The sequence below is a fragment of the Pradoshia sp. Z3_51 genome (assembly GCF_058215915.1).
Map to the genome: position 1 here is coordinate 22,079 of NZ_JBZAJC010000002.1, position 24,708 is coordinate 46,786.

Annotated in this window: 23 protein-coding genes, 1 other RNA gene and 1 pseudogene; 18 read left to right on the forward strand and 7 right to left on the reverse strand. The window is 35.7% G+C overall.

Going from position 1 to position 24,708, the window contains the following annotated elements; translation table 11 throughout:
- Positions 1-55 precede the first annotated feature (55 nt).
- The 3 genes from AC4BHA_RS03735 to AC4BHA_RS03745 all read left to right on the forward strand — a co-directional run bounded on the left by AC4BHA_RS03735 (position 56) and on the right by AC4BHA_RS03745 (position 1,875).
- Positions 56-943, forward strand: coding sequence for a TIGR01777 family oxidoreductase (locus AC4BHA_RS03735; RefSeq protein ID WP_139891411.1), 888 nt, complete (start codon positions 56-58; stop codon positions 941-943).
- A gap of 129 nt (positions 944-1,072) precedes the next feature.
- A non-coding RNA gene (ssrS, locus tag AC4BHA_RS03740) (6S RNA) lies at positions 1,073-1,269 on the forward strand.
- A gap of 231 nt (positions 1,270-1,500) precedes the next feature.
- Positions 1,501-1,875 carry a hypothetical protein gene (locus AC4BHA_RS03745; RefSeq protein ID WP_066101323.1) on the forward strand — a complete coding sequence of 125 codons (375 nt, stop codon included), beginning with the start codon at positions 1,501-1,503 and terminating at the stop codon, positions 1,873-1,875.
- Between the two features lie 472 nt (positions 1,876-2,347).
- Here AC4BHA_RS03745 and AC4BHA_RS03750 read toward each other — a convergent pair whose 3' ends face one another.
- From AC4BHA_RS03750 to AC4BHA_RS03760, 3 genes are all read right to left on the reverse strand, one after another.
- Positions 2,348-2,827 carry a phosphodiester glycosidase family protein gene (locus tag AC4BHA_RS03750; protein WP_490558186.1) on the reverse strand — a complete coding sequence of 160 codons (480 nt, stop codon included), beginning with the start codon at positions 2,825-2,827 and terminating at the stop codon, positions 2,348-2,350.
- Positions 2,821-3,756, reverse strand: a complete 936-nt coding sequence (locus tag AC4BHA_RS03755; RefSeq protein WP_490558187.1) for an SH3 domain-containing protein — start codon at positions 3,754-3,756, stop codon at positions 2,821-2,823. The genes AC4BHA_RS03750 and AC4BHA_RS03755 overlap by 7 nt, the downstream gene beginning before the upstream one ends.
- Before the next feature lie 442 nt (positions 3,757-4,198).
- Entirely contained in the window at positions 4,199-5,398 is a 1,200-nt protein-coding gene (locus AC4BHA_RS03760; protein WP_066101320.1) for a dicarboxylate/amino acid:cation symporter, read from the reverse strand.
- A 323-nt stretch (positions 5,399-5,721) separates the two neighbouring features.
- Here AC4BHA_RS03760 and AC4BHA_RS03765 point away from each other — a divergent pair, with 323 nt between their 5' ends.
- From AC4BHA_RS03765 to AC4BHA_RS03790, 6 genes are all read left to right on the forward strand, one after another.
- On the forward strand, positions 5,722-6,198 hold the full coding sequence (locus tag AC4BHA_RS03765; protein ID WP_066101318.1) for a hypothetical protein: 477 nt from the start codon (positions 5,722-5,724) through the stop codon (positions 6,196-6,198).
- Between the two features lie 762 nt (positions 6,199-6,960).
- Complete coding sequence (locus AC4BHA_RS03770; RefSeq protein WP_139891410.1) at positions 6,961-8,433, forward strand: aminotransferase class I/II-fold pyridoxal phosphate-dependent enzyme; 1,473 nt, start codon at positions 6,961-6,963, stop codon at positions 8,431-8,433.
- Positions 8,434-8,437: 4 nt separating this feature from the next.
- Positions 8,438-9,298: a polyamine aminopropyltransferase gene (gene speE / locus AC4BHA_RS03775; RefSeq protein WP_139891409.1), complete on the forward strand. Its 861-nt coding sequence runs from the start codon at positions 8,438-8,440 to the stop codon at positions 9,296-9,298.
- 73 nt (positions 9,299-9,371) lie between these two features.
- A complete protein-coding gene (locus AC4BHA_RS03780; RefSeq protein WP_139891408.1) occupies positions 9,372-10,571 on the forward strand; it encodes a saccharopine dehydrogenase family protein in 1,200 nt (399 codons plus the stop codon).
- A gap of 1 nt (position 10,572) precedes the next feature.
- Positions 10,573-11,700 carry a carboxynorspermidine decarboxylase gene (nspC, locus tag AC4BHA_RS03785; RefSeq protein ID WP_066101306.1) on the forward strand — a complete coding sequence of 376 codons (1,128 nt, stop codon included), beginning with the start codon at positions 10,573-10,575 and terminating at the stop codon, positions 11,698-11,700.
- A gap of 193 nt (positions 11,701-11,893) precedes the next feature.
- Positions 11,894-12,286, forward strand: a complete 393-nt coding sequence (locus AC4BHA_RS03790) for a hypothetical protein (RefSeq protein ID WP_066101303.1) — start codon at positions 11,894-11,896, stop codon at positions 12,284-12,286.
- Positions 12,287-12,328: 42 nt separating this feature from the next.
- On the opposite strand, the gene AC4BHA_RS03795 is transcribed toward AC4BHA_RS03790, so the two are convergent.
- Positions 12,329-12,682 carry a hypothetical protein gene (locus tag AC4BHA_RS03795; protein ID WP_066101300.1) on the reverse strand — a complete coding sequence of 118 codons (354 nt, stop codon included), beginning with the start codon at positions 12,680-12,682 and terminating at the stop codon, positions 12,329-12,331.
- Between the two features lie 365 nt (positions 12,683-13,047).
- On the opposite strand from AC4BHA_RS03795, the pseudogene AC4BHA_RS03800 reads away from it, so the two are divergent.
- A pseudogene (locus AC4BHA_RS03800) lies at positions 13,048-13,633 on the forward strand (YdhK family protein).
- 100 nt (positions 13,634-13,733) lie between these two features.
- Here the strand turns inward: AC4BHA_RS03800 and AC4BHA_RS03805 are convergent.
- A complete protein-coding gene (locus AC4BHA_RS03805) occupies positions 13,734-15,095 on the reverse strand; it encodes an ATP-binding protein (protein ID WP_490558188.1) in 1,362 nt (453 codons plus the stop codon).
- Complete coding sequence (locus tag AC4BHA_RS03810; RefSeq protein ID WP_066101294.1) at positions 15,092-15,766, reverse strand: response regulator transcription factor; 675 nt, start codon at positions 15,764-15,766, stop codon at positions 15,092-15,094. Before AC4BHA_RS03810 ends, AC4BHA_RS03805 begins: the two co-directional genes overlap by 4 nt.
- Positions 15,767-16,085: 319 nt before the next feature.
- Between AC4BHA_RS03810 and AC4BHA_RS03815 the strand changes: the two genes are divergently transcribed.
- Together AC4BHA_RS03815 and AC4BHA_RS03820 are read left to right on the forward strand one after the other, a co-directional pair.
- Entirely contained in the window at positions 16,086-16,475 is a 390-nt protein-coding gene (locus AC4BHA_RS03815; protein WP_225983665.1) for a PepSY domain-containing protein, read from the forward strand.
- A 191-nt stretch (positions 16,476-16,666) separates the two neighbouring features.
- Positions 16,667-17,122 (forward strand): GNAT family N-acetyltransferase, encoded by a 456-nt coding sequence (locus AC4BHA_RS03820; protein WP_148629478.1) that lies wholly within the window; start codon positions 16,667-16,669, stop codon positions 17,120-17,122.
- Positions 17,123-17,223: 101 nt separating this feature from the next.
- On the opposite strand, the gene AC4BHA_RS03825 is transcribed toward AC4BHA_RS03820, so the two are convergent.
- Complete coding sequence (locus tag AC4BHA_RS03825) at positions 17,224-18,615, reverse strand: DHA2 family efflux MFS transporter permease subunit (protein WP_139891403.1); 1,392 nt, start codon at positions 18,613-18,615, stop codon at positions 17,224-17,226.
- 1,150 nt (positions 18,616-19,765) lie between these two features.
- Here AC4BHA_RS03825 and AC4BHA_RS03830 point away from each other — a divergent pair.
- The 6 genes from AC4BHA_RS03830 to sdaAA all read left to right on the forward strand — a co-directional run bounded on the left by AC4BHA_RS03830 (position 19,766) and on the right by sdaAA (position 24,635).
- Positions 19,766-19,999: a DUF3953 domain-containing protein gene (locus AC4BHA_RS03830; protein ID WP_490558189.1), complete on the forward strand. Its 234-nt coding sequence runs from the start codon at positions 19,766-19,768 to the stop codon at positions 19,997-19,999.
- 268 nt (positions 20,000-20,267) lie between these two features.
- Complete coding sequence (locus AC4BHA_RS03835; RefSeq protein WP_066101287.1) at positions 20,268-20,795, forward strand: YceI family protein; 528 nt, start codon at positions 20,268-20,270, stop codon at positions 20,793-20,795.
- A gap of 135 nt (positions 20,796-20,930) precedes the next feature.
- Positions 20,931-21,914 carry a ring-cleaving dioxygenase gene (locus AC4BHA_RS03840; RefSeq protein WP_490558366.1) on the forward strand — a complete coding sequence of 328 codons (984 nt, stop codon included), beginning with the start codon at positions 20,931-20,933 and terminating at the stop codon, positions 21,912-21,914.
- A 307-nt stretch (positions 21,915-22,221) separates the two neighbouring features.
- Positions 22,222-22,893 carry a helix-turn-helix transcriptional regulator gene (locus tag AC4BHA_RS03845; protein WP_066101283.1) on the forward strand — a complete coding sequence of 224 codons (672 nt, stop codon included), beginning with the start codon at positions 22,222-22,224 and terminating at the stop codon, positions 22,891-22,893.
- A gap of 143 nt (positions 22,894-23,036) precedes the next feature.
- Positions 23,037-23,696: an L-serine ammonia-lyase, iron-sulfur-dependent subunit beta gene (sdaAB, locus tag AC4BHA_RS03850; protein WP_066101280.1), complete on the forward strand. Its 660-nt coding sequence runs from the start codon at positions 23,037-23,039 to the stop codon at positions 23,694-23,696.
- 33 nt (positions 23,697-23,729) lie between these two features.
- A complete protein-coding gene (gene sdaAA / locus AC4BHA_RS03855) occupies positions 23,730-24,635 on the forward strand; it encodes an L-serine ammonia-lyase, iron-sulfur-dependent, subunit alpha (protein WP_066101277.1) in 906 nt (301 codons plus the stop codon).
- Positions 24,636-24,708: the final 73 nt, after the last annotated feature.

The window sequence follows — 24,708 nt, forward strand, 5'->3', positions numbered from 1 at the left end:
ATTTGATAAAATATTAGTGATATACTTCATAAATTTGAGGTAAAGGGATGAGTGGATGAGAAAGAAGGTCGTAATTGCTGGGGGAACAGGTTTTATTGGCCAGTATTTTGAGAAGCAATTTCATTCTATGGGATATGATGTGCTGGTTATTTCCAGAAGCAACGAACATATTAACTGGCATAATAAAGGTGAAATAAAGGAAGCGCTTGAAGGGGCCGAGTTATTGGTTAATTTGGCTGGAAAATCGGTAAATTGCCGCTATAATGCCAGTAATAAGCTAGAAATAGTCATGTCTAGAACTGAAACAACAGCTATATTGGGGAGTGCCCTCCTTGAGTGTATGACTCCACCTCCTTTGTGGATTAATTCCAGTACTGCCACCATATACAGACATGCGGAAGATCGACCTATGACAGAGAAAAAGGGTGAGATCGGAAGCGGCTTTTCAGTCGATGTTGCGAAAGCGTGGGAAGAAACATTTTTTAACTTTGAACTACCGCATACAAGGCAAGTTGCCTTAAGAATTGCAATCGTATTAGGGGGAAGCGGCGGAGTTATGACTCCGTATAAAAATCTCGTTACATTTGGTCTTGGAGGGTATCAGGGATCTGGACGACAAATGTTTAGCTGGATACATATTGAAGATTTATTTCAACTTGTTCTCTTTCTTAAGAACAGAGAAGACTTGGAGGGGGTATTTAATTGTTCTTCACCCCATCCAGTCACCAATCGTGAATTAATGGTTCACCTCCGTAACAGTATGAACAGAAAAATTGGCCTCCCCACACCAGCGTGGATGCTTAAGGCAGGTGCAATTCTAATCAGAACTGAGCCGGAGCTTGTTCTAAAAAGTCGTTGGGTACTCCCTGAAAGGCTTGAACAAGTGGGGTATACGTTTAAATATAAAAATTTGAAAGATGCTTTAAAAGATATATTTAAATGAGATAGTTTGATTAACCCTCTGTATTTTGTGTTGGTCCTCTTGATAAACTTCCGTTTTAATGGAAATTATATATTTATTATGGAAGTCATCTCCATTGCATTTAAATGATTAGAGGAGTATCATATTTAATACGAGCTACATTGTACGTGATGCATAATTTAAGTTTTAACCTTTAAGCTGTAATAGGGAGTTTTATTATAAAGGCTGGAATGACAAGCCTCTGTCTATATGACCTGGAGGACAAGCAGGAAAGCTTTTGCGAACACCCACTTGGAGAAGTGGTGGTTTAAAACTTTCTTATATGTAACGGCAAAAGTGGCTTATAAACCAATTCCATTTCGGAATTGGTTTTTTATATTTACCCATAAAAAATGACAGACAGTAATAAATACAAAGGCTAAAATGAAATCAGTTGTTGATTGTTTATTTTGTATTTATTAAAATATTAATATAACTTATCTTAATATTTGAAATTGAAATTACTATTAGTTTTTTTATTTTATAAAAATAAAACAGATGGAACGGGAAATATTATTTAGAGTATTTGGGTGATTTTAATGAATTCCAGGTTATTTATATTAGCAATCATATTTTCTTTAGTTATTTCTTTGATACCAGAATTAAAAAAACAGACAATCGCTGTTGCTTCTGCTAATTTAGGGATGACTAGTGAAATGGATAAGGTGCAGTTTGCACATAATTCACTTTCTAAAACCTCAAATAATATTGATTCAACAATACAAGTATTCGACCCTATTACTTCCGAAGATATTATTGGTCGTATAGTACCAAGTAAGTGTTTAACAGGGAAGGGTATGGTTGTTGAAGAAATTTCTCAGACTAGCGAACATGTTATTAGTAGCTTATATCCTTTTGGGATTTTTATTATATTTACAGGATTTATATATATGGCTTTACGTTTAAAGAGATAACCGTGATAGAATGCAGTTCTGTTGTAATTTAAATTACCTAGGCTGAACTGGTGGTACCATTAAACCTTGTTTAACACCAATGACTATAAAAGAGAAAAATAAAGACTTCTATCTGTTTAAGAGATAGAAGTCTTTATTTTGTATACATCCTTTTAAAATCCTTAATATACGGATAGATGGGAGTGTGCAGCATGTTGAAAATTAATTATCAGAATTGCTATTAGCAATTAGCTCTTTTTTTTAATGAAAGGATGTTTTGATTCAGACTTGAATACTCAATCTGATAGTACTAACAACTATAATCCTTCTAATAATAGTGAACATTCGACTGGCAGTAAGTTGGATAATTAAAGTCAAACTGATAATTGTATCTCCATACACTCGGATCCTTTAAAAATTATCATATCTTATATGGTGAAAATAAACTCCCAATTTTTCAATTAGGAGTTTATTTTATAATTGTATATTCTATTTACTTTGTAATAAAGAGAGCACTGCCAATTTTTCTGGGGCTTTCGCCTAATTTATTAATTAAATTACCATTGATATATAGGGTGCTGGATCCTCCGCCATCTAAATTTACAGCTTCAACTGCCCCTAATTTCATCATAACATCAGCGCTTTGGCTTGCTGTTAAACCACTACTCCCATTAATTCGGCCATCTGTAACTGCCATGATAAACCGTCCATCTTTAGTCTGACCAAACAATGTTCGAGGGTTCCTGCTTTTACTGTGTGAGAAATACTCACTATGCGCTAAATTTATTTTGCCGTTCTGTACTAAAGAATATGAAGTACCAACAGCAAAATAATTATTTTCCTTCATATCTTCTAATTCTTGAAGATTTATTAATGGTGTTGCGATACTACGAATATCTATTTTCCCTGTCTTTTTATATTCCATAATTACGTATTTAGGATTATGGTTACTGGTTACTTGTCCATTTACCATAAATAAACCACCATGTTCCATTTTTGAGTTAAAAAGCCTAAGTTTATCTTTGCTAGTTCATTTGGTAGCTTAATAGATGACAATGGTTCAAGAACATTAGGTTTTCCTTTGGAAACTGTTAAATTAGCATTAGGATTACTTGTATAGATATGAATATTCGTATTATAATATCTTACATTTTTATAATTAGGTACTGTCTCTTTGATGACAGACTTCTTCATGTATGTCGAGTTGACAAAGCCTGTCTTATTAGCATATTTAACTTTAAACCAACTTCCGGATTTGGAGAGATAGGTCACATTTTTCCCTTTCGGAATGGTTAGGATTACTTTATGTTTATTAGAAGCACCAGTCCTTAAATTGACATTAGCCGTTGTTTGATATGTAACGGTAGCCTGTGAATTAGTCTGGGAATTAGCTGTTGGTTTCTTTAAATAAGAAGAGCTCACAAAGCCTGTCTTATTAGCATATTTAACCTTAAACCAACTTCCAGATTTGGAGAGATAAGTCACATTTTTTCCTTTCGGAATGGTTAGGATTACTTTATGCTTATTAGAAGCACCAGTCCTTAAATTGACATTAGCCGTTGTTTGATATGTAACGGTAGCCTGGGTACTAGCCTGTGAATTAGCAGTTGGTTTCTTTAAATAAGAAGAGCTCACAAAGCCTGTCTTATTAGCATATTTAACCTTAAACCAACTTCCGGATTTGGAGAGATAGGTCACATTTTTCCCTTTCGGAATGGTTAGGATTACTTTATGCTTATTGGACGAACCGGCTCTTAAATTGACATTAGCTGTCGTTTGATAGAGTGTGGAAGAAGAAACGGTTGCTGCGTCTACTTTTGTGTATAAATCAGTTGTTCCAAATAAAACCAAACCAAATGTAATAAAAATTAATACGATTTTTTGTGTCAATGAGTTTCTCATGCAAGACTTTCTCCTAATATTTGTGATAAATAATTTGTTGTGATAGTTATAATAATATAAAAATATTAATATATTTACTTATAGAAATAAACAAAAAATTAGCTATTTTATTATTTTTATATAATTAATAAGGAATAAATAAAGGATTCTTAATAAGGACAGAAGTAAATTATAAATGAGGATGTATTTGTGTTTTTTTAGATAAGGTGAGTTGTTTATTAAAATCATTGAACTAAAGTGAAAAAAGTATGAGGTTTGCAGATATTTTTCTGTGAAAATAACAAGATATGGACTGACACATAGGTCCTTGTTGAACTGGTTATATTTAATCAAAAAAGGGAGATATGTTGAGTTAACAACATGTCTCCCTTTTTGATTTATTGTTTTTTGACTGAAATCTCTATACGGACACCATTTTTGTATATCTATCTTATTTTTGTATTTAAATTAAATTTTCTATTTGTTTATTTTGAATTATTTCTTTGCTGGTTTTAGGAACAAATCGCTCCGTAAGTGCTGAGATAGCGCCATCGCCTGTTACATTGCATGCTGTTCCGAAGCTATCCTGAGCTAGGTATAATGCGATCATGAGGGAAAGCATGTTATCAGAGAAACCGAGCATGGATTCTAATAAACCAAGTGCAGCCATAACAGCTCCTCCTGGAACTCCTGGTGCGGCGATCATTGTGACACCAAGCATTAAAATAAATGGTAGCATTTGTGTGATGCTAGCATCCGTACCCTGTAACAGCATAACTGCCATCGCACAGCTGACGAGGGTAATTGTACTTCCAGATAAATGGATAGTTGCTAATAGTGGAACAGTGAAGTTTGCTACTTTATCTTTCACACCCATTTTTTTAGTCCGATCCACAGTAACAGGAATCGTTGATGCGGAAGACTGAGTGCCTAAAGCTGTAAAATACGCTGGTAACATAGTCTTAAGCATTTTAAATGGATTTTTCTTAGAAGCTGCACCCGCAACTGTATACTGTATGACTAACATAAACAAATGTAAAGCAATGATCATCACAAATACTTTAGCAAATACACTTAAGATAGACGCAATTTGACCGCCCTGAGTCATGTTTGCGAATATACCAAAGATATGAAATGGTAAAAGAGGGATAATAATCGTATTAATTACTTTCACGACAATCTCTTTGAATTCTTCCATTACATTAAGAAGTGCTTCTCCTTTGATAGATGCCATCCCTACACCAATTGTGAAGGCTACAAGCAAAGCCGTCATAACACCCATTACAGCAGGCATCTCAATTGTAAAATATGGAGAGAGTAAAGCTTCCTCAGGATTTGCAAAGCTTTGAGCAGTCTGGTTTTTTAATATAACAGGATACAATGCTTTGGCCACGAAAAAAGCAATCAAGCCAGCTATTATTGTAGAAGCATAGGCTAATCCAGTTGTGATACCGAGCATTTTGCCGGCACCTTTCCCCATCATTCCAATTCCTGAAGCAATAAAACCAATGATAATAAAGGGAATAATAAATTCTAAAAAGCTGCTAAAAAGCCCGTTGAAAGTAGTGAAAATACGAAGCATCCAGGCTGGAGCAATCATTCCTATACCAATACCGAGAAAAATAGCTAATATAATCTTGGGTAATATACCGAATCGTTTCATGGTGTCCTCCTTATAAATACAGTTGTACTCTATATGTGGATTATACAGAAAAATGAATTAAAAAGTAACCTTTATGCTTAAAAAGAATAAAATAATGTTTTTTGATTGGTGATTGGAGTTAAATCTCTTAAATTTGGGATATCCATATTGGTTAAATAATATAAATGAAAAAGCTATAGGGGAGCAGAGAAAATGTTTTTCTTAAATTCAATATATTTCTATGATGATACAATTGATTGGAGATATAAAAATCATTCTCTATTTATTCTTCTGTTTACTGACTTTAAATAATGAGTGATTGTGTGTATGAATGGAGGAGATATATGCTAGGAATTCTGGAGTTTCAGTTAAGCAAGATTATAGTTAATATCTTCATTATTATTGGGATTTTTTGTTTTGTGGTCCTTTTTACAAAGCAAGCCGAGTATGTTGAAAGCCTAAAAGGAAATGCGATTACCTCTGAAGATATGAAAATTTCTCTTATTAAGAGAATGGCTTATGGCGCAGTTTTAGCTATCATTACTATTTTAATTGAGTATATCTTGGTTTATTATCTGTCGGGTTATTTTAAAGTAGAGATTAACGAATTTAGTTTTATATTCAGTATCTTTGTTTTGTGTTTTTTCTTAATGATAGGAGTGGGCCCAAAGGAATATACTGAACCAACCACTAATAATTATTGGGTTAGACAAGAGTTATACTGGACACTCGACAATAAAGAATTTGATATATTGGGAAAACCATATTTAATAGGGGCTGTAACTTTTTTTCTCATCAATTTAGTTTACTTCATCGTCTAGATCCTCAACAGTTTGATCTAATCATGATATTCCATCCCTCACGATCTCCTCTTATTAAATGATAAATGGTCGTTTTTTGTGTAAAATCATTCCAATGACCCATGTAGAATCATGAATATTTTTGATAAAAATAAATAATTATACATAGATAGAATGGTTTATTTAGGTTTTAAAGGTATAAAAAGTTAATTGCATCTATTGCTAATTTTTTCATAAACTGATAATATTAGGGCGTTGTTATTTTGGAAAGCAAATATTCAAATAGTTAGAGTCTTTCCAAGCAGATAAAAATTGACCACTTGCCCACGGGAAGTTAAGGCCATACGGACAGCCGGGTCAAATGCCGACAGGCAACATTAGTTGCCCTATTGATTGAGTTAGAAGCTCAAATTTTATAAGTTGGTTACTTTATAACCAGTACGACATAAATCGTGCAAAACTTGTGAAACGGTCAATAAGAGTGGTAAAAGTATTTATTTGCTATTTAGACTCTGATCTCCTTTTTAGGTATGTTGAATATTAAAAAGCTTTTCAGACATAAAATTCATTGGATTTTATGTGTGGCAATATGTCTGTATTTATATATGCTTTTTAATAGGATAATAATATCTACAAGCAAGTGTTGTGCAATGAAATGCGCGTACACTTGCTTTTTTGTTGTCTTTTAACTTTATCAATTAATAAAAATCACCCCATAAATTCTTATGATTTAAGCCAGATGGAAAGGGAAGTGGGAGAATTTTCAGCGAGAGGAAGTTTGTGATGAATGAACGAGAAAGATTATTTCGTCTTTCGCAGGGGCGGGCACCTATTTATGAAGCTTTGGAAGAGTTCAAGAAAAAGCGAATTGTTCCTTTTGATGTACCCGGTCATAAACGCGGGAGAGGTAATCCCGAATTGACAGCTTTTTTGGGGGAGCAAGCGGTTAGCGTGGATGTTAACTCGATGAAGCCGCTTGATAATCTCTGTCACCCGGTATCCGTCATTAAAGAAGCAGAAGAATTAGCAGCTGAGGCATTTGGTGCTGCACATGCATTTTTTATGGTGAATGGAACGACATCTGCCGTACAGGGGATGGTCCTAACAGCTTGTAAAGCGGGAGATAGGATTATTCTTCCCCGAAATGTTCATCGCAGTGTCATTAACGCGCTTGTTCTATGTGGTGCCGTGCCGGTATATGTAAATCCAGAAATGGATAAAAATCTAGGAATTGCGCTTGGTATGTCTCTCAACCAGGTGGAAAAAGCGATTAAAGAAAACCCAGAGGCTAAAGCCATTTTGGTCAATAATCCAACCTATTATGGAATCTGCTCGGATTTACGAGGGATTGTGAGGCTTGCTCATCAGCATAACATGCTTGTTCTTGCAGATGAAGCACATGGAGCACATTTATACTTTGGAAAAAACCTTCCCGTGACTGCCATGGCTGCTGGTGCAGATATGGCTTCAGTCAGCATGCATAAATCCGGGGGAAGTTTGACGCAAAGCTCATTTATGTTAATGGGACCCTCTGTGAATGTTGGTTATGCAAGGCAAATTGTTAATCTAACACAAACAACAAGCGGATCATATTTGCTGCTTTCAAGCTTGGATCTTTCACGAAGAAATCTAGCGTTAAATGGAGAACGGATTTTCGATGATGTTATTAATCTTGCAGAATATGTTCGGAACGAAATCAATCAAATTGGTAACTATTATGCCTTTTCAAGAGAATTGGTGAATGGAGACAGCATATTTGATTTTGATGTAACTAAGCTCTCGGTACATACATTAGATATTGGACTAGCGGGAATTGAGGTATATGACTTATTGCGAGATGAGTATGATATCCAAATTGAATTTGGAGATATAGGCAATATTTTGGCCTATGTATCTGTTGGTGATCGGAAAAGAGATGTCGAACGTCTGATTAGTGCCCTATCAGAAATACGTCGCCGTTATTCGACTGATAAATCAGGTCTGATTACACAAGAATATATTGACCCGGAGGTTGTGATTACACCGCAGGAGGCATTCTATGCAGATAAAGAATCATTGAGTCTGCGAGATACAGAGGGTCGGGTGTGCAGTGAGTTTGTGATGTGCTATCCTCCTGGAATTCCAATCCTCGCACCAGGTGAAAGAATTACGAAAGAAATCATTGAGTATATTGACTATGCAAAAGCAAAAGGCTGTTCCATGACAGGACCGGAAGACCTTGCTATTGAACGTCTGAATGTACTAAAGGGAGTGTGACAGCATGGAGTTGTGGTTTCATGAACGTAGCACGGCAGAAGTAAAGCTTTCCATCAAGGTGGACAAGCATTTATACAGTGAACAGAGTGAATTTCAGAGGATTGATATCTTTGATTCGAACGAATTTGGGAGATTTTTGACCCTGGATGGCTATATGATGATGACTGAAAAAGATGAGTTTATTTATCATGAGATGATTACCCATGTACCTATGGCTGTTCATCCAAATCCACGGAAGGTTTTGGTTATTGGTGCAGGGGATGGCGGTGTTGTACGTGAGCTAACCCGTTATCAACAGATTGAACATATTGACATGGTGGAAATTGACGAAAAGGTAGTTGAAGCCTGTAAAAATTATTTGCCTTTAACAGCTTCTAAGCTTGATGACGAACGGGTTCATATTCATTATGAGGATGGGCTGAAATTTGTTCGATCCTGTGAAAATCAATATGATTTAATCATCGTGGATTCAACCGACCCATTCGGACCGGGTGAAGGCTTGTTTACGAAAGAATTTTACGGTAATTGCTACAAGGCCTTACATGAAGATGGAATTATGGTAAATCAGCATGAGAGTCCGTTTTATGCAGAAGACAGGGCAGCGATGCAGAGGGCGCACCAACGGATTATCGACTGTTTCCCAATTAGCAGGGTATATCAGGCACATATTCCATCCTACCCGTCCGGCCACTGGTTGTTTGGATTTGCATCCAAAAAATATCAACCTCTTGCAGATTTAAATCAAGAGGCTTGGAAACAGTTAGGTATTAAAACACGCTATTACAATCCTAATTTACACCGTGGTTCCTTTGCTTTGCCAACGTATGTGGAGGAGCTGCTGAGGGACGTGGAAGATATTCCATGAAAATCTTCTAGTGTTTAAAACAAGCAGAAAGAAGTTTGTTAGATAAATAAATAATGGATTGGAGATATGAAAAATGGGAAAAGCACTGATTATTGGTTGTGGCGGAGTAGCCTCTGTGGCAATAAACAAATGTGTACAAAACAGTGAGGTATTTGAAGAGATTTGTATTGCAAGTCGTACTAAGTCCAAATGTGATGATTTAAAAGCTAAGCTTGACGGCGGTAAGACAAAAATTACAACGGCTCAGGTGGATGCAAACAATGTGGATGAGCTAATTGCTTTAATAGAAGAAGTGAATCCGGATATAGTAATGAACCTTGCCTTACCATATCAGGATTTAACGATTATGGATGCCTGTCTTGCAACTAAAACTCATTATATGGATACAGCTAATTATGAGCCTGAAGATACAGCGAAGTTTGAATATAAATGGCAATGGGATTACCGTGAGCGCTTTGAAGAAGTGGGTATTACTGCATTATTAGGAAGCGGATTTGATCCTGGCGTTACAGGAGTATTCTCAGCCCATGCCTTAAAACATCATTTTGATGAAATTGAATACATTGATATTTTAGACTGTAATGCAGGTGACCATGGTTATCCTTTTGCAACAAACTTTAATCCTGAAATAAATATCCGTGAAGTAACAGCAAATGGCTCCTATTGGGAAAATGGCCAATGGGTAGAAACAGAGCCAATGGAAATTAAACGTACGTACAATTTCCCTGAGATCGGTGACAAAGATATGTATCTATTACATCATGAAGAAATTGAATCACTTGCTTTGAATATTCCTGGCATTAAGCGGATTCGTTTCTTTATGACATTTGGGCAAAGTTATCTCACTCATTTAAAATGTCTAGAAAATGTTGGGATGACATCTATTGAGCCAATCGAATTTGAAGGGAAAGAAATCATACCTCTTCAATTTTTAAAAGCAGTACTTCCAGACCCTTCTTCACTTGGTCCGCGTACAAAAGGAAAAACGAATATTGGCTGTATTTTCCGCGGTAAAAAAGATGGAAAAGATAAAACTTATTATGTATACAATGTTTGTGATCATGAAGCGTGTTACAAAGAAGTGGGATCACAGGCGGTTGCTTATACAACAGGGGTTCCTGCAATGATTGGTGCGATGATGGTTATGAACGGAAATTGGAACAAGCCTGGTGTTTACAATATTGAGGAATTTGATCCAGATCCGTTCATGGAAGCATTGAATAAATGGGGACTTCCTTGGAAAGAAAGCTTTGATCCGGAGTTAGTAGACTAAGATGCGCTTTGATCAATTACCAACACCATCTTATGTGGTAGATGAAGGTCTACTCGAGAAAAACCTAAAAATTTTAAAGGGTGTAATGGGTCGAACCGGATGTAAAATTATCCTGGCACAAAAAGCATTTTCTATGCATGCAATGTATCCGTTAATCGGTCAGTATTTGAGTGGGACTGCTGCGAGCGGATTGTATGAAGCTAAGCTTGGCTATGAGGAGATGGGAAAGGAAAATCATGTGTTTTCCCCAGCCTACCGCGAAGATGAGATAGATGAAATTATCTCTATTTGTGATCATATTATCTTCAATTCTTTTTCACAGCTTGAGAGATTTGGGGATAAAGTACTCCAGGCAGGTAAAAGCATAGGCCTCCGTATTAATCCAGAATGTTCGACTCAAGAGGGCCATGAAATCTATGATCCATGCACTAGAGGATCCAGATTTGGTATAACGGCTGATGAATTTCGTCCAGATTTGCTGGAAGGTGTATCGGGATTACATTTCCATACGCTTTGTGAACAGGATTCGGATGCCTTGGCACAAACCCTCAATGCTGTCGAAGAGAAATTTGGAAAATGGCTGCCGCAAATGAAATGGATTAATTTTGGCGGTGGCCACCATATTACAAGAGATGGGTATAATATAGGCCTGCTGGAGGACTGTATTACCCGTATTCAGAAGACATATGATTTGGAGGTTTATCTTGAGCCGGGTGAAGCAATTGCTCTTAATGCCGGATTTCTTGTGACAACGGTTCTTGATACATTAAAGAATGATGTGGAAATTGCTATCCTCGATACTTCGGCTTCCTGTCATATGCCGGATGTGTTGGAAATGCCATATCGCCCTCCGCTTCTTGGTAGTGGTGAACCCGGTGAAAAGGCCCATACGTACAGATTAGGCGGTCCAACCTGCTTAACAGGGGATATTATTGGAGATTATTCATTCGATCAGCCGTTAAAAAGTAATGACCGATTGGTTTTTGGGGATATGGCGATTTATTCGATGGTTAAAAACAATACATTTAACGGAATGGCCCTGCCGACAATTGCTGTACAGGACAAGAATGGTGAATGCCGCATTTTGCATAAATTTAATTATATGGATTTTAAAAATAGACTATCTTAATGAAAAAGCCAGATTCCAATGTGAATCTGGCTTTCTTCTATAGATAGGTATTATATATAGAAGAAACTCGTATATTAAGTTTTCTACGATTTGATTAAAGACGGATATCTCTGATTGTTAAAGGTGTTTTTAATACTTTTGTAGAATTACTTTGAATGAAGAACAACTGAAAACTAGTAAGGGGTGAGACGAAATGGAAAAAAATGAGGTTATCATGATTGAGGAACGAAGTAATAGTAAAATGAATTTTCCATTTATATTAAAGATTGTTGTGATTATTGCACTATTATTTACCGTTATTACTTTAGGTGCAGGGTTGTATAAATTATATGTGTATGAAAGTCCCTATAGTAAAGAGGAAATGATAGACCAAGGATATGAAGAAATATTCAATGAGGAGAAGGCTGTTAATGCATATAATTTATATGATGTGCAGAATTTATCGGTGAATGCCGGAATGGCTACAGCGTATTTTACATTAGCAATTTTGTTTAGCATCCTTGGAATAGGAGCTTTTGTAATGGCTGAAATACTGAAACGGAATGAGCAAAGGAGCATGTTGAGTATAGACAATCTAAAAGAATGAAAAGCTCAAACCCAGTCAGGAGTTTGAGCAAGGTTGAATAAGTTATATAGTCTCTATTGTCCGACCGCTTAACTTCGCAAAAATGTTACTAATAGATAAGAAAACGGTAAAGAATGCATTCAGCACTATATTAATCAAGCCACTGAATATACTAAGAATGAAGTAGACGATTGCTGATATTAAAATACCTTCCATTAACATTTCAATAGAAAATGAACGTTCATAAATTGCACCAATAATAGTAATGAGCCATATTAATACAATATATATCATGGGGAAATAGGCAATGAATTGACAGATCCATGAAAGGATACGTGTAATTCCTGCAGCAATCCAATAAAACGGGGAAAAAAGAATAAGTCGAAAGATCAGGAAGTAATGTTGTATGGTATTCATGCTGGCTCAACTCCTCCGTATTAGTCTAAGGTGCTTCATTATTTAAATTCCCGTAATAATCTCCTTTAAAAATGAAAAAATTGTGAATGATATAGGGGATGTGACAACCATTATAGTTGGTTAACGTTTTATATAAAAATTCAATTAAGATACGAGAAAAAATAGAGGGTTAATTTGTTTATTTTTAAACAGTCTTCTAAATGTATGAGCAGATTTATGAATCTATTAGTCATTTAAACCATAAAAATTAGCAGATAATATGATAGAAGAGGTAAAGGTAAATATAAAAATATGGTAGACCATATAACAAAAGGGTAATGCAATAAAGAACACAATTGCTGTTTATCATAAAAGGAGGACAAGATATGTTAAAAAGACTTTCTCTCTTATCTCTGCTAACGGTATGTATTCTTGTGCTGGGTGCTTGCTCTCAAACAACTGAGGAAGACCAAACTGAGGATACTAATAATAAAGAATTGCAACATGATACACAATCTCATGATATGAAGGGAATGAATCATTCAGGTTCTGGTGAGGTTCCGGAAGATTTAAAAGTGGCTGAAAATCCCTACTTTTAAAGTTGGAAGCCATGCAATCCTTAAAGATGGACATATGGAAGGTATGAAAAGTGCTGAAGCCACCATCATTGGAGCTTATGACACAACCGCATACCGCATTTCTTACAATCCAGCTACAGGTGGGGAAAGGGTGAAAAATCATAAGTGGATTATTCATGAAGAGATAAAAGATAGTGGAGAGGAATCTTTGCAGCCTGGTGCAGAAGCCATTACGACTGCCTCTCATATGGATGGAATGAAGGGTACCACTGTAAAAATTGAATCAGCACAAGAAACGACTGTTTATATGATTGATTACAAACCAACAACAGGTGGGGAAGAAGTAACTAATCACAAATGGGTGACAGATGACGAATTGATGCCTGTTGAATAATTACTCGCATTGCCGAGCCATTCGTTTTGTTTGTTAAACCTTAAAAGGCACCTATCATACTGGTGTAGGTGCCTAGAATAATATCCTCTAATTAAGCTCTTTAATAGCCTATAGGTAAACGAAACTTAAAGGTACTTCCTTTATCTAATTCACTTGATACATCAATGGTGCCGCCGTGCAGACTGACAATCCATTTTACGATCGACAAGCCAAGACCTGTATTGCCGTTAGCAGTTGAGGTACGAGAAGGATTGACGCGATAAAAACGATCCCATATTTTATTTATATGTTCTGCACTAATGCCAATTCCATTATCCGAAATCTCACCTATCACATGATTACCCTGCTGATATAATTTAATCTTTACATATCCGCCAGGCCTTCCATAGGCAACCGCATTCGTAATCAGGTTCATAAGTAATCTCATGATTAACGTTTGATCTGCTTTTATAAAAAGATTATCCTCTAGGTCTGTAATTATCTCAATATCAGCTTTATAAGCCATATAGGTTAATTCTTCTGCTACCATTTCTGTTAACTCACTAATATTAAGCCTTTCAAATAGAAAATGGTCCATATTCTGCTGATCAACTCTGGCCAGTAAAAGTAATTGCGAAATGAGAGAGGACATTTTTTGGGATTGTTTTAGAATGACCTCAAGGGATTCCTTTACTTCTTTTGAATCATCAATTTGAGATAAGGCGTATTCAGATTGAGAGATGATGACAGAAGTAGGTGTCCTTAATTCATGAGAGGCATCAGAAGTAAATTGTTTTTCATTCTCAAATGAAGATTGTAATCTATCGAACATTCGGTCAAAGGTCTGTGCCAAAGCATGAATTTCATCATTTGATCCCTTAAGGTCAATACGTTTTGATAAATCTTGTCCGTCGTTAATTTCACTGACTGTATCAATCATTTTTTGTACGGGACGAAACGCTCTTTTTGTAATAGAATATCCGCCGGTAGCTGCTACAATAATAAGGAATGGAAAAGCAATTAGCGTCACAAGTAAAATGGTGTTCATGGCTGACGATAATTGATTTAATTGATAAACGCCTCGAATCCATATCTCATCATTAAATTTTTTATATGGATGATCATATAATAGCCATTCCTGTCCATTCTGTTCAATGGTTTGAAGTCCATCCTTATTCATTGGTATGTCCCCGTTAAATCCAGATGGAACATTGCCTTCCAGTAAAGCACCATTTTTATCGTAAATTAAAAGAGTGACCCCATCATCATAATACTCAAAATCATTATCTACCTCTAAATGTCCGTTTTCATAATCTATATCTCTAAAACCTTCTTTTACTGATTCCTCGAGTTGGTCCTGGATATTTAACAGAAGAATTTTATCGGAAGAGGCCAAAATAATACTTAATACCATAGCCATAATAATCACAATTAGGCCCGTATACCAGAGAGTGATCTTCATTTTAATAGATAATTTTTTCATGACTCTATCCTCAATACGTAGCCAGACCCTCTAATAGTATGGATAAGCTTGATCTCAAAATCATTATCTATTTTTTTTCTTAGATAACGAATATAAACATCAATGATATTTGAGCCGCCTTCATAATCATAATTCCAAACATGTTGTTCAATATTATCTCGAGACAATACAATATCTTTATTGCGAATCATATATTCCAAAATTGCAAACTCCTTGCTGGAAAGGTCAATATTTTTACCCTGTCGCGTTACCTTATGGGTATTACAGTCCACTACTAAATCTCCCATTTCATAAACGTTGGATGTGTTACCTGATTGCCGGCGCATTAACACCCGTATCCTGGCCAGTAGTTCATCGAAGGCAAATGGTTTGATTAAATAATCATCTGCGCCTAAATCCAGTCCTTTGACCCGATCTTCAATCGTATCTTTTGCGGTTAACAATAAAACCGGAGTACGATTACCTTCTTCTCTTATATGCTGCAAAACTTCCAGTCCATTTACTTCTGGAATCATTATATCTAACACGATCAAATCATAAGAAGCCATGGAAATATAATCGAGTGCATCAGACCCATTTCCACATGCGTCCACACTGTAATTTTCCACTTTTAAACGGTTTGCAAGAACGTTTTGTAAATCTTGTTCATCTTCGACTATGAGAATCCGCATGTTTAGTCTCCTTTTCTTCTTATTTAATATATTTTACTATAATTCACGTTTATTAAAAAAAGATGAGAAAATCATTTTTATTCATTAATGTTCCTTTAATGTTTACCCATTATGATGAAGTCAAGATCAAGGAAAAGAATAAAAGACAGGAGGAGAGGCGTCAAAATTAATGGAATGATAATTGGTTCCTGTTCTGGTCAAATGGTCTTATGTTCTTCGTAAATTAAAAATTCTAATCAATTTTATTGACCAATTAGACCAGTTTGAAGATTAACTAGAAAAGGAAATTGTATATAAACGATAAAAAGGAGAGATAGCTATGTTAACAAAATACAAAAACATGGTAGTAGAAAATAAAAAGAAAATAATCGGTGGCTTTATTGCCATAATTGTTCTTGGTATCGCCATTGTAGGCGGTTATGTTGGAATGGGTTATTACTATGCAAATAAGAATGACAACTATACAGAAGCACAAATTAAAGAAATAGCTTTGAAGCAAATTGATGGAGAAGTTATCAGTGTTCAAAAAGAATTCAATTTGGAAGATGACCGTATTTCTCGTTCTGAATACGAATACGATGTTGAAATTAAAACTTCAGAAAATCTTTTGAAAACAATCACTGTAAAAGGTAGAACAGGTACTATAGAAATAGATGATGATTTTGACGATGATCATATTTCCCGTTCCGAATTTGATGATAAAAATTAAATTCATGAAAATTTCTTAAGTACAACCAACATAAGAGGAAGAACATGTCTAATTGAATTAAATGGATTTAATAATCAGGAGACTCCGCCAAAAGATTTATCTCTTTTTGGGAGTCTCTTTTTTATGGATATGGATAAGTTAAATTCTGGTATTATGATATAAAAGATATCTGGATACAAGGAGGAGACGATATGTACCAATATTTTAACGGCTTAGTCATCCGGGAAGGGACAGAAGGAGTTCCAGCTGAAAGTGTAGAATCTCTTTTTACAGATGCAGGATGGGCGAGAAACACAACAGATTGGCAGAAAGAAAAGTTTTCATTAATATTTGAAAACTCCACCTGGGCTTATACTGTATGGGATTCTAGCCGAATGATTGGAATGGTTCGGGTTATTTCAGACAAAATAATGGCCGCTACTATAATGGATTTAGTCGTTTTAACCGAATATCGAGGAAAGGGGATCGGTAAAAAATTAGTTGAACTATGTGTACAAAAGCTTCCTCATGGAGATTGGTTCGCGCATACGTCCGCTGTTAATTTCAGTTTCTATGAAAAGTGCGGATTTGAAGTCAAAGACTTGTCCCAAAATGGAACGTGCGTCTATTATGGATATATACAAGCCCGTAAAGAGGGGCATAGATAAATAAAAACAAAGCTAACACCAACTAGAATCGCAGAGGATTTAGGGTGTTAGCTTTATTTATTTCACTCTATTTGGTTTCGTTTTCTCTCAATCTTCCCAGTTTACTGTGTTTTTTTCAAGAAGAATGAAAGAACGACATTTATGATAGCTAAAATTAAACTGATCTTAAATACAAATGCTGAACCAGTAGCTGCAGCTGCAGTTAAATCATTGGCTGCACCGGATAAGTAATCAGCTTGTTTCATAGAGAATAGAGATACCATTACCGCAATACCTATAGCTCCGGCTACTTGCTGAGACGTTTGTGTAATTGCAATACCATCTGGATAATATTGTCTAGGTAATGCATTCAGTGTATTTGTTTGTACGGATGCTAAGACCATACCAACACCTAACATCATCACGATATGTGTCAATACCATAATCCAAAGAGCGGTATCTGTTCCGTATGATGCATAAAGTCCATATCCAATGACAACAAGAATTGTACCTGGAGTAATCACGGCACGTGGTCCATATTTGTCAAATAATTTACCAATTATCGGCGCAAGTACACAGTTGATTAAACTCCCCGGAAGCATCATTAATCCTGTTACAAATGCTGAAACGATAAGGGCCATTTGCATATACATTGGTAAAACAACAAGCATGGAAAGCATGTTGAGGAAGGTAATAATATTCATAGCAAGACCTAAAACGAACATTGGGTATCTAAATGCTTTTAAGTTTAACATTGGGTGTTCCATCTTATTTTGACGGATACAGAAGAATAGTAATGCGATTAAGCCGATAATAATTGTTCCTAATACGGTTGCATTTGTCCAGCCAAGCTCTCCACCGACACTTACACCGTATACAACACCACCAAAACCAATTGTAGATAATACTACAGATAAAATATCAATTGAGACATTACGGATTTCATTAACATTCGGTATATAGATATAGCCAATGATTAGTGAAATTAATAAGAATGGAATGGTGAACCAGAAAATCCAATGCCAAGATAAGGTGTCTAAAATCATGCCTGCTAAGGTTGGTCCAAAAGCTGGTCCAGCTAAAATAACTAATCCCATTGTTCCCATTGCAGCTCCACGTTTATTTGGCGGGAAAATCGTGAAAATAACACTTTGTGTTAAAGGTAAAATGATAGCCAACCCAGCTGCTTGAATAATACGTGCTGTTAAAAGTACGCTAAATGTGGGTGCTAAAGCAGCTAAAACTGTCCCTATAAGAGAGAAAAATAAAGCTGCCATGAACATTTGGCGTGTCGTGAATTTTTGCATTAAAATACCTGTAACTGGTACTAAAATACCAAGTGTTAAAAAGTAGCCTGTTGCCAACCACTGAATGGTTGTTGCATCCACACTAAAAATTTGGCTTAATTGTCCTAATGCTATATTTAAAGCTGTTTCACTAAAAAGCCCGACAAATCCTGCTACCAAGAGGGCAGCCATTATCGGTCCCGTTTTGATTTGTATCTGTTTATTCACTTGTTATAACTCCTCTAAAAATAAATTATTTGTAAATTCGAGATTGCTCTCAGGGAGAAACGCATTTGTAGAGCAAAAATCCATCTTCATTGGAAGTCTAATCACTAAAGAAATAGAAGAATACAGAATCTTCTGAAAAAAGATTCGATAAAACCTTTGATTATAAAATTTTCTCAATTAAAATCAGACTCTTGTAAACATACATACTAAAACTACATTAGGGCGAATTTTCACTCACCTATATTTGCTAACTGTAAAGCAAGTCATTGTCTCTATGTTTTTTTAGTCATTGATTCGTTTTTAATCATTCCACTTGGGCATTAATTATTGATAATTTGAGATAAATCCAGTATTCGCAAGTAGAATCATACTTCTTTCAAATGGTGAGAGAACGAAACTTTGCTATTTTTATGCTTGTTTCGTAGGATCCAACACCTGTATATCCTTTTGGCGGGATAGTCCATTGCATTCGTAAATAATCAGCAATTTTGTATCCCTCCTGTTAGTACACCTCCACCATACTAACCAGTCAGTCTGTTTTTCACTATAACAAAATATTTCTTCTTGTGTAAGTAATTTGTTTTTTTGTGACAATATTTTTATAATTGATCTTTTTATGTATTAGGAGTTTTATGCATGGGGGTAAAAATGAAACCTTGTTATATCAAGGATGAATCAGTATATAAATCTATTAAAAATGTATCCCCTTACATTTATAGCAGGGTAAACATGCACTAAATTGGGAAGTGGATTGTATTTTTTAAGTAATTCATATACCGAATTTTATTATTTCAAAATAATATAAAGCGGTGGTTAGATTAACTGGTTATTAGTGATGGTTTCATACAGCGGGGTAGTTTATTCTATCTAAATTCAACTATTGATAAATATTCATTGATAGGTAGTTCCCGATTTATTATCCTCTGAATACCTATTTCACTACTGGCCACCAAGAAAATAGTAAATAAAATCATCCTGTGATACATAATTATTTAAGATGTGAAATATTTGAAAATGAAAAGGTTCTGCTTTCTGATTAAATAAAGTTTTACATCTTTAAGAACTGTATAGAATAAAAAAGGATTAACGGCATTAGGAGTCGAAAAGCTATAGTAATAGGTTGTTACTAGGATATAAGGAGTATGGAATCATGCTGAAAATTTTACGCTATGTTTTTTCAACGGTAGTTTTAATATTTGTATTATACGGATTTATTACAAGAAGCTTTGCGTACCAACCATTTATGATTTTTTTCTTAGGGTTAATGATGTTAATCATCGGATTAGAAGAATATCAAAAAGGACGAAAACTTTTTAGTTGGGTGAGTCTAGGTGGATTTTTGTTTGCCATGTATGTAGCAATTGAAGGTTTTATACTGAGTTAACAATCTGCAGTAGGATCTTTTTGGCGCTTTCAGATTTATGATCAATATGTGATCACATCTTACATTTCAGATTACATTGTGAGTAATCATATTGTTTAGAGATCTGGCATAAACTGATCCATATCCACATTGGTAAAAAATCCTGAATAAATTGACAAGAAAATGTACTCGTGTTAAATTTATCCTTAATTAAAGAATTTTGAATTCGAGATATATTGCATTTTACATAAAGTCTCGAATTCGAAATAAAAGTATTGGAGGAATAACAATGGCAAAATGGATAGTTGACCAGTCTCATTCAACAATTGGCTTTGCAGTGAAACATATGATGGTATCAAAGGTAAAAGGAAAATTTGATACGTATACAGCAGATATTGAAGCCGCGGATTTAACAGATTTGACAACAGCTCAAATTGCATTTCAATTTGATCCAGCAAGTATTAACACTTTTTCAGAAGATCGTGATACACACTTGAAATCTGCTGAATTTTTTGATGTGGAAGCATATCCTACAATCGAATTTAAATCTACAAGCATTACAAGATCTGGGGATGACTATAAAGTAACTGGTGATCTGACTATTAAGGATGTAACAAAGTCAGTTACATTCGATGTCGAATTTGGCGGAAAAGGCAAAAATCCTTGGGGAGTTGAAGTATACGGTTTTGAAGGGGACGCGAAGATTAACCGAGAAGATTTTGGTCTTACTTATAATGCAGCACTTGAAACGGGCGGCGTTTTAATTGGTAAAGATATTAAAATAGAAATAGAATTAGAGATTAACCCGGCAGCATAAGTTTAATCGTTCTTCTAAGGGGAAATAAAGAAGGATAATGTCTTCTAAAGAGGGTAATTTATGAGTGATTCCGCTCTTTTTTTATCCAATATCTCGAATTCGAGATAAATAGTTAACGGGGGTATAGATATGATATTGAATGAATTAAAAGGATTGCACCATGTGACTGCCATTACGAGCAGTGCAGAAAAAATTTATGAATTCTTTACAGGGGTTCTTGGTATACGCTTAGTGAAGAAAACCGTCAACCAGGATGATATTAAAACGTATCATTTATTTTTTTCAGATGATGTCGGCTCCCCGGGTACAGATATGACTTTCTTTGATTTCCCTAGTATTTCAAAGGGAATTCACGGGAACAATGAAATTTCGAAAACATCTTTCCGAGTTCCAAGTGACGCAGCTCTAGACTATTGGATTAAACGGTTTGATAAATACGAAGTTAAACATACAGGAATTCAAGAATGGTTCGGCAAAAACACAGTGTCCTTTACTGATTTTGATGATCAGTCATATCAACTAATTTCTGATCAGAGTAATGAGGGAGTAGCTTCCGGAACGCCTTGGCAAAAGGGGCCTGTCCCATTGGAATATGCTATTACAGGATTGGGTCTAATATTTATTCGTACCTCTAATTTCGATTATTTAAAAAAACTTATGGAAGAGGTTTTGTTGTTTAGAGTGTTAGACAGCCATGAATCTTATCATTTGTTTGAAATGGGCGAAGGAGGCAATGGAGCACAGGTTATTGTAGAACACAATACAACTCTTCCACAGGCACAGCAAGGCTTTGGTACAGTTCACCATGTGGCATTTCGCGTGAATGACCGCTCAGAGCTGAAGGATTGGCAAAAACGTTTGCAGGCATTTAATATACCCAATTCAGGTTATGTAGAACGTTATTATTTTGGTTCACTCTATGCAAGATTGGCACCGCATATTTTATTTGAATTTGCAACGGACGGTCCTGGATTTATGGAGGATGAACCATACGAAACTCTTGGAGAAAAATTATCCTTGCCGCCATTTTTAGAAGAAAAACGAGAACAAATTGAAAGTATAGTTCGATCCATTAATACGGTTCGCAGTACCTTAACGTTTGAAAAAGAATACTTGTAAAGAGTAAGAACAACATAATCGGCAATTCATTATAAGCAACTAAGATGAGATTGAAAACTAAGATACTATTTCAGGGCTAATCGTAAATTTCGATTAGCCCTTTTATCTTTAATAGTGAATCTAGTTTTCTATATAAGGAAGATAGATTATTTGAAAATTGTTACAATATTTTTGTAACTATTACAATTTTATTTAAATTATACCAAATTCATGTTATGATATCTGAGTTAACAAATAAATCCATTTTTGATTAAATTTTATTTATTTTAGAATGATTTGAAACCGTTTGCGTTTAGGGAGTGAGAGTATGGCGATAGATCCGAATGCACCGATTTTTAATATGGCGATACGCACAGCAGATATGATCGTTAAAATGTTTGGTCCGCGCTGTGAAGTGGCGGTACATGATTTTGCAGATTTAAAAAAATCTCTTGTCTATTTAGCCGGCAATGTTACAGGAAGAGAAATAGGTAGTCCATGTACGGATTTAGTATTAAACGAATTGACTAAACCTGTATCTGACATAGAGGATATTCCAAACTATAAAACCAGATTGATAAATGGAATCACAATGAAATCATCGACCATTTTTCTGCGGGATGTGGAAAATCATGTTATTGGGGCTATTTGCATTAATTATGATATTTCAATGATGATTCAATACGAGGCAGAAATTCAGGATTTCATTTCTTTTACTGAAACAGAAGAGAAGTCTGAAAACTTTTATTCGACCGTACAGGAAGTCATTCAAGATATGGTTGATCAAGTTTTATCCGGTTTTAAGAAACCGCCATCCATGTTGAGTCTAGAAGAGAAAATAGAATGTGTAAGATTATTACAGGAAAAAGGTGCTTTCCTCATTAAAGGTTCAACAGACTATTTAGCATCCGTTTTAGGAGTATCGAAGTTTACAATCTATAATTATTTGCAAAAAATACGCACACAAATAGATTACCAATTAGAATATCAGGTGAAATAAAGGAATCTATTACTTGTCGATTAAGGATTTTTGCACTATTTAGCTAAGCTTCTAATAGAATGAAAGCGATGGGGCTTTGGCTGGAAGTATCTGAAGAAAAGTAAGCTATCTAAAAAGCAGATTGAAAAAAGGAGAAAAACATAATGAAGTATCGATCAGCATTTGATATAATTGGTCCGGTTATGATTGGCCCATCCAGTTCACATACAGCAGGAGCTGCCAAAATAGGAAGAGCAGCCAGAACTATATTTAGCAAACAACCAAAGCGAGCAATCATTTCGTTATACGGTTCTTTTGCAAAAACCTATAAAGGTCATGGAACAGACTTAGCCTTAATTGCTGGTTTACTGGATTTTGATACCTTTGATGAGCGTATTCCAGATGCATATAAATTCGCTGAACAGGCAGGAATGGAAGTTCAATTTCTGGTTGAAGAGGCTGTAGTTGAACATCCTAATACGGTTAAAATAAATTTGTTTGATGATGGAGATAAAAAGTTAGAATTAGTCGGCATTTCCATTGGTGGTGGAACGATTGAGATAACTGAAATAAATTCGTTTAAATTAAAGCTGTCAGGTGGGCAGCCAGCTATATTGGTTATTCACAGGGATCAATTTGGGCTGATATCATCCGTTACAAGTGTATTAGCTAAAAATGAGATTAATATCAGCCATATGGAGGTTTCGCGTAAAGAACGGGGAGACATCGCAATTATGGTAATTGAAATGGATCAAAAGCTCGGAGAAGAAATCATAGAAGAGCTTAGTTCATTGCCAAACGTAAACCATGTAATCCGTATGTAAAATTAAATACTGACAGCAAGAGGAGGAAAGAATATGTTTCGAAATGTGGCCGAGCTTGTAGAGCTGGCACAATCCAATAATGTTAAAATTTCCGAAATTATGATTAGGCAGGAAATGGAAGTGTCCGAGCGATCAAGAGAAGATATTATTGCTCAAATGGATGAGAACCTCGCAGTTATGGAACGGGCGGTAGAGAGAGGTCTTAATGGTGTTAAATCTCATTCGGGATTAACCGGAGGAGATGCGGTGTTATTACAAAACTATATTAATTCAGGTAAATCTCTATCTGGTAAACTTTTATTAGATGCTGTCAGCAAAGCAGTGGCAACCAATGAAGTAAATGCAGCAATGGGAGTTATTTGTGCCACACCAACAGCAGGTTCAGCCGGCGTTGTTCCTGGTACATTATTTGCCGTTAAAGAACAGTTGAATCCGACTAGAATGGAAATGATTGAATTCTTATTTACGACAGCAGCGTTCGGTTTTGTAGTAGCAAATAATGCATCCATCTCTGGTGCAGCTGGGGGTTGCCAGGCAGAAGTTGGATCAGCTAGTGCCATGGCGGCAGCTGCCATAGTGGAGATGGCTGGTGGAACACCGCAGCAATCCGCAGAAGCTTTTGCAATTACTATGAAAAATATGCTTGGGCTTGTATGTGACCCAGTCGCCGGGCTTGTGGAAGTTCCGTGTGTTAAACGAAATGCGATGGGAGCTTCAAATGCAATAACAGCAGCTGACATGGCGTTGGCAGGGGTAACAAGCCGTATCCCATGTGATGAAGTAATCAGTGCGATGTATGAAATCGGAAAGTCCATGCCATCTGCATTACGGGAAACAGCAGAAGGCGGACTTGCAGCCACTCCAACAGGCCGCAGATTGGAAGAAGAAATCTTCGGAAAACCAAAAGCTAAATTAGTAGATTACTTGTTGGCAAAATAATAAGAAGCGTCTGTCCGCATCAAGTTAAGATGCAGGCAGGCGCTTTTTAAATGGTTGTGAGTGTGGTCCTGAA

Excerpts from the sequence above, each read along its gene's own strand:
- AC4BHA_RS03745 (WP_066101323.1), top strand. The coding sequence starts at position 1,501 with ATGAATTCCAGGTTATTTATATTAGCAATCATATTTTCTTTAGTTATT.
- AC4BHA_RS03760 (WP_066101320.1), bottom strand. The coding sequence starts at position 5,398 with ATGAAACGATTCGGTATATTACCCAAGATTATATTAGCTATTTTTCTC.
- AC4BHA_RS03810 (WP_066101294.1), bottom strand. The coding sequence starts at position 15,766 with ATGCGGATTCTCATAGTCGAAGATGAACAAGATTTACAAAACGTTCTT.
- AC4BHA_RS03815 (WP_225983665.1), top strand. The coding sequence starts at position 16,086 with ATGTTAACAAAATACAAAAACATGGTAGTAGAAAATAAAAAGAAAATA.
- AC4BHA_RS03770 (WP_139891410.1), top strand. The coding sequence starts at position 6,961 with ATGAATGAACGAGAAAGATTATTTCGTCTTTCGCAGGGGCGGGCACCT.
- AC4BHA_RS03835 (WP_066101287.1), top strand. The coding sequence starts at position 20,268 with ATGGCAAAATGGATAGTTGACCAGTCTCATTCAACAATTGGCTTTGCA.
- AC4BHA_RS03755 (WP_490558187.1), bottom strand. The coding sequence starts at position 3,756 with ATGAGAAACTCATTGACACAAAAAATCGTATTAATTTTTATTACATTT.
- AC4BHA_RS03735 (WP_139891411.1), top strand. The coding sequence starts at position 56 with ATGAGAAAGAAGGTCGTAATTGCTGGGGGAACAGGTTTTATTGGCCAG.
- nspC (WP_066101306.1), top strand. The coding sequence starts at position 10,573 with ATGCGCTTTGATCAATTACCAACACCATCTTATGTGGTAGATGAAGGT.
- AC4BHA_RS03795 (WP_066101300.1), bottom strand. The coding sequence starts at position 12,682 with ATGAATACCATACAACATTACTTCCTGATCTTTCGACTTATTCTTTTT.
- AC4BHA_RS03820 (WP_148629478.1), top strand. The coding sequence starts at position 16,667 with ATGTACCAATATTTTAACGGCTTAGTCATCCGGGAAGGGACAGAAGGA.
- AC4BHA_RS03765 (WP_066101318.1), top strand. The coding sequence starts at position 5,722 with ATGCTAGGAATTCTGGAGTTTCAGTTAAGCAAGATTATAGTTAATATC.
- sdaAB (WP_066101280.1), top strand. The coding sequence starts at position 23,037 with ATGAAGTATCGATCAGCATTTGATATAATTGGTCCGGTTATGATTGGC.
- speE (WP_139891409.1), top strand. The coding sequence starts at position 8,438 with ATGGAGTTGTGGTTTCATGAACGTAGCACGGCAGAAGTAAAGCTTTCC.
- AC4BHA_RS03845 (WP_066101283.1), top strand. The coding sequence starts at position 22,222 with ATGGCGATAGATCCGAATGCACCGATTTTTAATATGGCGATACGCACA.
- AC4BHA_RS03805 (WP_490558188.1), bottom strand. The coding sequence starts at position 15,095 with ATGAAAAAATTATCTATTAAAATGAAGATCACTCTCTGGTATACGGGC.
- AC4BHA_RS03780 (WP_139891408.1), top strand. The coding sequence starts at position 9,372 with ATGGGAAAAGCACTGATTATTGGTTGTGGCGGAGTAGCCTCTGTGGCA.
- AC4BHA_RS03790 (WP_066101303.1), top strand. The coding sequence starts at position 11,894 with ATGGAAAAAAATGAGGTTATCATGATTGAGGAACGAAGTAATAGTAAA.
- AC4BHA_RS03750 (WP_490558186.1), bottom strand. The coding sequence starts at position 2,827 with ATGGTAAATGGACAAGTAACCAGTAACCATAATCCTAAATACGTAATT.
- sdaAA (WP_066101277.1), top strand. The coding sequence starts at position 23,730 with ATGTTTCGAAATGTGGCCGAGCTTGTAGAGCTGGCACAATCCAATAAT.
- AC4BHA_RS03830 (WP_490558189.1), top strand. The coding sequence starts at position 19,766 with ATGCTGAAAATTTTACGCTATGTTTTTTCAACGGTAGTTTTAATATTT.